This window comes from Spartinivicinus poritis, assembly GCF_028858535.1.
Classification (GTDB): Bacteria; Pseudomonadota; Gammaproteobacteria; order Pseudomonadales; family Zooshikellaceae; genus Spartinivicinus; species Spartinivicinus poritis.
The window spans coordinates 1-8028 of record NZ_JAPMOU010000097.1 but is presented as its reverse complement, the minus strand read 5'-3'; the positions used below and the strand labels follow the sequence as shown (position 1 = coordinate 8028).

The following is an 8028-nucleotide window of genomic DNA, read 5'->3' as shown; positions in this document are numbered from 1 at the left end:
ACAGCATCGCTGTGATGATATAGACAAGTTATTTATACAGCATCTTCAATATGCCACTTTATGATTTTCTAGCTATATGATAATGCCAAAGCTTTAGTTGTTTAGCTGCTTGAACTTTTGATGCAAATTGTGGGTCATTCGTTTTGACATCTGTTGAAGCTTTATTCCTACCAGGAAGTCCTTGTAAGCCTTTATTTTCGTAATGATTTATAAAGGCATCCACAATAGCAATTTCATTGAGTGGTAAATTTATATAAATTTTAGAGAAATGATTGCTGATTTCTAATAAGTATCTTGGAGCAGTAGTGTTGCTTAAGTTGATTTCTGCTCGCTGAATTCTCTCATCCATGCAAGCCTCTCTGCAGAGGTTAATCCTTTAGGCATTATTTTAGAAGGAGCATTTGCTGCTTTAATAGTTCTTTCTAAATCAAAATTGAATGACCCTGTATTTTGCTCCGTTTTTGTCCCTTCTTTTGTAAATTTTGAACTCATGATAAATTCCTCACTTGCTCTTATTGTCAGTCTAGCTGGCTTTCCCTACACTGCCTATCGACTAGTTATAATGGCTATGCCCTCTCTTTATGTTTAGTTGGTTTACACTTTGTGCTTTCACTTACTCACTACCCTACTACAAGAGCAAGCTTAATACCATTGCTGCACTTCTTCTATTAGATACTAATGGCATTCCGAACTAATAATATGAATATTTATTTTCATATAGTATAAAAATTGACAGAATAGTTGGTGTTTTTGATGCGCGTTTAACATGCCAATATTGCCAAGAGCTTTTTCTGAGTTAACAAGGCTCACCCAAAGCACCTCACAAAGTCACCCCTCAACTCTAAAGCTCACCTAAAACCCTGATAGACTCCACTGCTCCTGTTGTTCATTGAGCTGTAAGGAAATAGCAGTGGCAGACTTGGCAAAGGTTGGGGATAAACATAGTTGTTCTCTCTGTGGTACAAATACAGTTGTAGAAGGGTCCACAAGCACCCTTGTAGATGGGCTCCCGGTTGGCGATAAGGCTGCTCTTAGCCTTTTGGCTGGATGAATTAGTTGCTGTGACCATAAGCCTTCACGTAGGCCACAAAACAAGGTATTGACACTCTAGCTAAGCTTTTAATATATCTCTAACAGCATAGGAGGCCTTGTTTACTTATGGACGTCATATCAATACACCAAGCCAAAAGCTCCTTATCTCAGCTTGTGGCTAGAGCTGAGCAGGGGGAAACCATTCTGGTAGGTGCTTACGGCAAAGCACAGGCCAAGATTGTACCTACCAGCTTTGAAGACAAGCCTAAAAAGAAAATAGGTATACTCGCTGGCAAGCTTCATATTCCTGAAGACTTCGACGAGCCATTGGAAGATGATGTGCTGGCAGCGTTTGAAGGCAAGCTAGGCAGCTAAAGAGAGTGGGTTTATTGAGTTACCGGTAAAAGGCGAGCACACAGAAGCACTACTACAACTGCCACCTATACATAAAGACCCTTTCGACAGGCTTTTAGTAGCTCAAGCAATCACAGAGCCTATGAAATTAATGACAGCAGATAATAAGTTAAGTGATTTCAGCGAGCTTATTTGGAAAATTTAATCTGTGGTCCAGAATTATTTATCCTTCATGCTGAAATAATATTTAATGTTATTATCTTATATGTATATCGCGCATACTTAAATTAAACCTTTAAAAAACGGGCTACTAATGTCGTCTTTAAAACAGATTGATACATCCTCGTAACACACAAATTTCACAGTGAGTAGTACGGAAAGTACTCATTGTTTGTTAGCCCTTCTTCACATAACAATAACGACTACGTTTTATCCTACTCAAACAAGCAATTAAGAATAATTTTCAACAAGAAGTACTCCTAGGGGGAGTTATGAAAAAAGCTGTATTAGCTGTTGCTGTAGTGTCAGCCTTTGCTGTACCTGCCTTTGCGGAAACTAATTTAAACCCTTTTGAAGATAGTAAAAGCGGGTTTTACCTAGGTCTTGGTCTAGGTGCTGCTGATTATGATGACTCTTATAGCACTGCTAAGGACTTTTATAATGAAGTGGGTGCCTCTGGTACTTTAAAATACACAACACGCGATGCTGCTTGGAAAGTATTTGGTGGATATCGTGTCAATAAATATTTTGGTGTAGAAGCTAGTTATAACAATTTAGGAAATCCTGACGCAGACTTTTATCCTAGTAATGGCCGTAGCATTGTTGAAACAGAGGCTGAAATTAAAGGATATGGATTAAAAGCTATAGGTTATTATCCAATTAACAATAGCTTTGAATTACTAGCAAGTGTTGGGGCTTTAAAATGGGAAGTTGAGGAGGAAACGAAGGGGACTTCTTTTGTTACCGGACGCTCTGCTAAATTTAAGTCTAAGACTGAGAAAGGTACTAGTTTAACTGTTGGCCTAGGAGCTAATTACAACCTAACTGATAACATTGCTTTCGGTCTTCAGTGGGAACGTATTAATGATGTAGGCGATAAGAAGTTAGCTTTTGGCGAAACTGACATCGATACCTACACTTTATCAGCTCAATACAAGTTCTAATTCAAGTCTTGTATAAACATTAAGGGTGCTAAATAAAGCGCTCTTTTTGTATATATCAATAAATACTTCTCTCACAAATTCATACAAAAGTTTCTTATCTCAATTTTCTGTAAGCTCGCATTAAGCATCCTCAAACTAAACCCAGAGCCGTAGATACCGTGTGTCACATCCCCTTGCGTGTGTCCTAATAAGGCCTTGATATGCTCGCTAGGTACGCCTGACTCAACCGCTAAGTCCCTGAAGGTATGCCGGAAGCTGTGGAAGACTTTAGCTGGACCGAAGCCAAGATGCTGCTTAAATCGGGTAAACCATTTAGTGACATTCTTGCCGTATTTCCCACTCACTTTATTTAATTGGAAGAGCTGCTGTCCTTGTTTTGTAGCTAAATAGTCGAGAAAGCCAAGGCTTAGGACCTCACAGTGAAGGGGTATTTTTCTAGCTGAGTTTTCATTTTTTAATTGATTATTTTCCTCGCTATGAATATGTAAGTAGTAAATGGCATCTTCCTGCTTAACATCGCTAGCGCTAAGCTGTGCCAGCTCTTCAAGACGTGCTCCCGTATATAGAGCTAAAATAGGCAACCAATATTGCCATTCACACTTATATTTTTTCTCCTTAAACAGTGGCTGACTGAAGATGAGCTTTAAATCATTCTGATTAAATGACTGCTTTTTTGTTGTGGTCTTCTTTCCTTTAGGTGCTAAACCAGACAGGGGATTAGCCTTGATATATTTACGCTGGGTAAGCCAATTAAAAAAGACATTCATCTGGGTAAAATGGTTCTTAGCGGTTCTAGCGGATATAGTAGGGGAGTTGCGCTTATCTAACTCTTTCAGGCTGAGCTTAGCGTTAGGGCCTACAGTTCTTCGCTGGGGATATGTAAGCAACCCTTGGCTGTATTTATTGGCTAAGGTGTTATTCACCTTTGCTGGGACCACATCACCAACCAAGTCAATCAAGGCTTTAAATGCCGTATAATAATCTTCCTTGGCTTTGTGTCCCCATTCAGTAGCTACTTTTTCAGTTTCAAATTGGATATACAACACTGACAGGGTAGTTATTTTTGGTTTAGTTTTTTCCTGGCTTACTTCTCCTTGCCTGGGCTTAAAGTGCCTTGTCCCTAAGCTTTCATAGGCCTTGTGTTTCTTATTTATGAAGGATTTAAGAAAGATATCAAGCTGCTCTAAGATAGCTAATTTTCGTTCTAGTTTCTTTTCTGACTTTATCTCATCTATGGCTGCATTGATTGCCCCACGCAACGTAGCCGCTCTAGTACGGGCTTCAGTCTTTATCTTGGTCCTTAGCGAGAGCTGTAATTCGCCCTTGCAAAATAAGTATCTTAGTTCCATTGGTATGACCTTTCGGAAGTAAAATGTACCATTTCGAGTGCGTAGGTAGTCCACATCTCACCTCGGTTTTGTACCATCTCGACTCTCAGTTTTGGTACAAAAGGGGTAAACAGTTTCATATCTGGGAATAACTCATAGTATTCACTAACTGTGAGCAAGCCACCCCTGGTAGACACGCTGTCTTCAGGTGGCAGTGCCTTCGGGTGTGGGAGTTCGAATCTCCCCTTCGGCACCAGTTTAAGGAGAGGCAAAGAGAAGGAATAACCCTGGCGAAGCAGAAGGGTGTCTATAAGGGCAGGAAGAAAGCGCTAAGTACTGAAGATGTCGAACAACTGAAAGCCCGTGTTGCTGCTGGAGAAGTTAAGGCAAAAGTGGCGCGTGACCTTGGGATTAGCCGCGAAACGCTTTATCAATATTTAAGAGCTGAGGCTTAGGGCATATGCCTAGTTTGTGGTCCATCCTTACTCATTACCTATCATTGACTTCATAATGTGGCGCTTTGAAAATAAGAGTCATTGTAAGGAGTTGATAACATGAGTGAGTACTTTAAGCTTGTTTTACCAGAGCCTGAAGAAATTAGAGCAATTATCAAAGAGTCTGGCTTAACAAGAGCCGAAGTTGCCCAGGCATTATATACATCAAGAAACCAATTAAATAAGTGGTTAGCTCCAAGAGGCCGAGCTGAATCAATTAAAATACCATTAGCAGCGTTTGAATTATTATTGATTAAAATAGGTAAGCATCCACTTTATAAAAAAACTAAAAATTAATATTGATAAATAAAACGTTAGGAATATTATTAATTCTGTCTCGGATGAGGCAACTTATCAATAAAAAGGCGTCTGCTCAATAGCACTCGCTGAAACAAATGGAGCACATTTAGATGAACACTCATGCTATCTTTGCGTTTAAACTCTTTTCTTTTTCCTTCGAAGTAGACACACTAACTTAAACTAGGCCGTCTAGCTTGGTATATCTGTAAGCCCTCTGAGGATGTCCTAGGCCACTCTCTTCTTCAATAGTTAAAGCCTGATGTATTGGACTCAACAGGCCGCTATATTTATTAATAGCAAGGCCCTGAGATAGCTTTGGGACAGCTTTTTATTTATTTCTAAGCTAAACCTTAATTACATTTTTGTGTCCTCTTATACCGCTAGAGACTGCTAGATACCTGTACCTTCTTTTTACATGCGCGCCCTTGTTAGAATTTAAAATACGGCAAATCAAGTGCTTATAAAAATGGAATTATTCTTGCGTTTTAAGAATAGAATTAATTCACTAGTGTGTAGGCAGTAATATGGATGTAAAAAATAAGTTACTAGGCGTTCTTGCAGGTTCTATTCTGTATGGGGTAGCAGCTACAGCTAATGCTACGTTTACAACTATGATGTAACTCCAACTCCACCTGAAGAGATCATAATTCCTGTTGTGCCTTATAATGAGCAATGGCTAAAGGTCACGGATGGCTAGCTAAGAAATAGGCGCATGCTGTCTCTGCTTAGTGTTACTCTATTGTGGTCCTTTCTGTTCGCTTTCTTGCTTAGCTTGTGCTTTTTGCTCCATACGCTTCAAGTAGAAACCTACAACAACAAGTGTAGAACCAGTAACAAGCGTCACAATATCAAGTCCAGTCGTATGAACTATGTCTACTACAGTTTCAGGTAAGAAGTGATGTATAGCTTCATGTGAAATGTTTACCCATTCGCCAACGTGAGCTAAGTGAAGAAACTCAATAAAAAACAATATTAAGGAGCCTGTGATAAGAATTGAGCCTAAGAAAAAGCAACCAAATTGACAATAGAACATATATTAACGCAGCTAAAGTTTAAGACAGTTAACTATAGCTCTAACTACTCATATTTCAATGCATACTCTATCTGCAATATTTTCATAACAAAGTAATTGGCAATAAGTCCATTAGAACCAAAAGCAGTATTTTGGTATTGAAAATATATTATTAAATAAGTAAAGCTATTATGTCCTTTTCACGCGGAGCTATAAATAAACACTGGGATGTTAGAGGTTTTCATCAAGATGTTGATATTCAGTATAGCCATTCTTCACATGCATCATGAGAAGCTCACGATAATCCTTTGTTGCCCAACACTATCGTAGAAAATTACATTATCTGTAAATACTCAATTGGTATTGAGATTTTGAAAAGATTTATGCATTGTCTTAAACATTGAAATAAGGAGCTTCCATTTACACTTTGTTATGTTTTGCACCTAAGAAAAAATAAGGAAAATAGAGTTATGAATAAAATGCTCGAGTATTAAGAAGCAGGCTTCTCTAATTGGTTTAGATGGGTGCCACATTTATTGCTCTTCATAGTACGCTATGGAAAAAGTAACAGAAATATTAGTTTTAGCTGTCCATTAGAAACTAGTGATGATATGAGGTTAACTTGGGCAGGCACGCACTAGCTCAATAAAAAAATGCCTACAAAGACGTACAAACAGAAAAATCCAAAAGAAAACATAACTATAACAGCAAAGTAAAAAGCTATGGGGTTATCTTCTTTTGTATATGTGTCGTAATTACTACCGCCTCCCTTACCTAGGTTTACATAACCGTTTTTTAGTGCATGTACTCCCCAACCAAAACAACCTAGTATAAGTAGAATTAATGCTATTGCCCACACAGTCTCTGGCTTATTAAATGTTTCAATCTTTTCATGAATATCAAAGGCAACAAAAAATAGGATTGCTGCTATAGCTATCATTGATAAAACGCTTAAATAATACATAAAAGGGTTATCAGCGCGTGTATAAACTTCAGTTCCATGATTAGTAGGGTAACTAAACCTTCCCACCAAGATAATATAGCTAGTCCATAGTGCTATCCCTATACCTACAATAAAGCAGAAGTCTTTATAATCCATCTTACAACTCCACAAATTAATAATACTAATTTTAGTGCACAAGGAGACAACGCGCTTAATTCCAATATGAATTCGCGTTTTACTAACAGCCTATCCTAAGTGCCTAACCATGAACATTTACTACGAAGCCTATGCAGAAGGTTTAATGTGGTGTTGGAAGTGGGTGATGTCACGTGCTACTAATAAGTGATGACCGAGTTTAATATTTGCTATTGTTGGGCGGAGACACACTAATAAATAATTACCGATAAAAAGAATAAAATACAAGCCAGTGCTACGACAACCTCTAAACCTACGGCTTTTAGGTACTCTTCTGGTTCATCGTTTCTGTCAAAAAACTTTTTCTCTTTTGATTTAGCTAAAAAATTTGATACTTGACCAGTAATTAACGCTTTTATAATACTATAAACAGTCTTCAGCCCTATAATAAGTAGTATAAATGCAAAAAATATATCTGTAATAAAGCTCAATATTCTATACCTTCTTAAATCAAAAGCAGAACCACTCTCCGCTGCTACAATAATAGCCCATAAGTAGGAGATACGCTTAACACTATTTTTACTTCTCTTTTTATTGAACTTCTATACATCTTGGCTTATGTGCTTGGTTCCACGCTCAGGTAACAACAGGTATCACTTTTAAATATAGGGATATATACCCATCATGAATCATTTTTTAGGTGTGAAAATTAAGTGTTCGGCTGAACCTGTTTGCTGCCTAACCTTTGTTGTTTGGCCAGGCATAAGGTATATCTTTGTTTATGTATGTAAAAATATTAACTATTACTGCTTAAAACTTGCGGTTAACGTTAAATTGGCAAATGCGCTATAGCCAAAAATGCTCACATAATAGATTCCTGCTTTTGGATTATTCACTGTACAGCTTTCGTTGTTGCCGTATAGATAAGGTCTACAATCATAATCAGATGAAGAGGGACGTTTGGCAAATTTCATATATAAATCTGCATCACCACTGCCTCCTTTAATTGTGATTGATAAATTTTGTGCATTATTGGGTACAGTTAATTTATAATGCAACCATTGCCCTTTTGATCCGATAAGGTTAGTTTTAGACTTACCATTGGTTAAATCGCCATCGTCCCCAGGGTCTGGATTATCTTTACAAGATTGTGTTCCCTGTTTTCTACCGAAGTTTTGGGTCCATAAATGTTCCTAATTATCACTATACCTAAGCCATTAGCTGCTGTATATTTGAACAGTATGGCAATTTGATTGAGAAGGTATAA

At 37.8% G+C, this 8028-nt stretch carries 11 protein-coding genes; 4 read left to right on the top strand and 7 right to left on the bottom strand.

Features of this window, described 5'->3' with window-relative positions; all coding sequences use genetic code 11:
* Positions 1–58 precede the first annotated feature (58 nt).
* Together ORQ98_RS28310 and ORQ98_RS28305 are read right to left on the bottom strand one after the other, a co-directional pair.
* Positions 59–349, bottom strand: a complete 291-nt coding sequence (locus ORQ98_RS28310; RefSeq protein WP_274692189.1) for a hypothetical protein — start codon at positions 347–349, stop codon at positions 59–61.
* On the bottom strand, positions 313–492 hold the full coding sequence (locus ORQ98_RS28305) for a hypothetical protein (RefSeq protein WP_274692188.1): 180 nt from the start codon (positions 490–492) through the stop codon (positions 313–315). Before ORQ98_RS28305 ends, ORQ98_RS28310 begins: the two co-directional genes overlap by 37 nt.
* A gap of 666 nt (positions 493–1158) precedes the next feature.
* Here ORQ98_RS28305 and ORQ98_RS28300 point away from each other — a divergent pair.
* Entirely contained in the window at positions 1159–1407 is a 249-nt protein-coding gene (locus ORQ98_RS28300; protein ID WP_274692187.1) for a type II toxin-antitoxin system Phd/YefM family antitoxin, read from the top strand.
* Positions 1408–1877: 470 nt separating this feature from the next.
* On the top strand, positions 1878–2549 hold the full coding sequence (locus ORQ98_RS28295) for an outer membrane beta-barrel protein (RefSeq protein ID WP_274692186.1): 672 nt from the start codon (positions 1878–1880) through the stop codon (positions 2547–2549).
* A 71-nt stretch (positions 2550–2620) separates the two neighbouring features.
* Here ORQ98_RS28295 and ORQ98_RS28290 read toward each other — a convergent pair whose 3' ends face one another.
* On the bottom strand, positions 2621–3952 hold the full coding sequence (locus ORQ98_RS28290; protein WP_342455238.1) for a DUF6538 domain-containing protein: 1332 nt from the start codon (positions 3950–3952) through the stop codon (positions 2621–2623).
* A 149-nt stretch (positions 3953–4101) separates the two neighbouring features.
* Between ORQ98_RS28290 and ORQ98_RS28285 the strand changes: the two genes are divergently transcribed.
* Positions 4102–4332, top strand: coding sequence for a helix-turn-helix domain-containing protein (locus ORQ98_RS28285; RefSeq protein ID WP_425347728.1), 231 nt, complete (start codon positions 4102–4104; stop codon positions 4330–4332).
* A 99-nt stretch (positions 4333–4431) separates the two neighbouring features.
* A complete protein-coding gene (locus ORQ98_RS28280) occupies positions 4432–4668 on the top strand; it encodes a helix-turn-helix domain-containing protein (protein WP_274692184.1) in 237 nt (78 codons plus the stop codon).
* A gap of 739 nt (positions 4669–5407) precedes the next feature.
* Here the strand turns inward: ORQ98_RS28280 and ORQ98_RS28275 are convergent.
* The 4 genes from ORQ98_RS28275 to ORQ98_RS28260 form a co-directional block, all read right to left on the bottom strand.
* Positions 5408–5704: a hypothetical protein gene (locus ORQ98_RS28275; protein ID WP_274692183.1), complete on the bottom strand. Its 297-nt coding sequence runs from the start codon at positions 5702–5704 to the stop codon at positions 5408–5410.
* 616 nt (positions 5705–6320) lie between these two features.
* Entirely contained in the window at positions 6321–6782 is a 462-nt protein-coding gene (locus ORQ98_RS28270) for a hypothetical protein (protein WP_274692182.1), read from the bottom strand.
* Between the two features lie 230 nt (positions 6783–7012).
* A complete protein-coding gene (locus ORQ98_RS28265; protein WP_274692181.1) occupies positions 7013–7252 on the bottom strand; it encodes a hypothetical protein in 240 nt (79 codons plus the stop codon).
* Positions 7253–7564: 312 nt separating this feature from the next.
* Entirely contained in the window at positions 7565–7819 is a 255-nt protein-coding gene (locus tag ORQ98_RS28260) for a PPC domain-containing protein (protein ID WP_274692180.1), read from the bottom strand.
* Between the last annotated feature and the right edge of the window lie 209 nt (positions 7820–8028).

Bases quoted from the DNA above. Each gene is read 5' to 3' on its own strand.
- ORQ98_RS28310 (WP_274692189.1), bottom strand. From the start codon at position 349: ATGGATGAGAGAATTCAGCGAGCAGAAATCAACTTAAGCAACACTACT.
- ORQ98_RS28305 (WP_274692188.1), bottom strand. From the start codon at position 492: ATGAGTTCAAAATTTACAAAAGAAGGGACAAAAACGGAGCAAAATACA.
- ORQ98_RS28300 (WP_274692187.1), top strand. From the start codon at position 1,159: ATGGACGTCATATCAATACACCAAGCCAAAAGCTCCTTATCTCAGCTT.
- ORQ98_RS28295 (WP_274692186.1), top strand. From the start codon at position 1,878: ATGAAAAAAGCTGTATTAGCTGTTGCTGTAGTGTCAGCCTTTGCTGTA.
- ORQ98_RS28280 (WP_274692184.1), top strand. From the start codon at position 4,432: ATGAGTGAGTACTTTAAGCTTGTTTTACCAGAGCCTGAAGAAATTAGA.
- ORQ98_RS28275 (WP_274692183.1), bottom strand. From the start codon at position 5,704: ATGTTCTATTGTCAATTTGGTTGCTTTTTCTTAGGCTCAATTCTTATC.
- ORQ98_RS28270 (WP_274692182.1), bottom strand. From the start codon at position 6,782: ATGGATTATAAAGACTTCTGCTTTATTGTAGGTATAGGGATAGCACTA.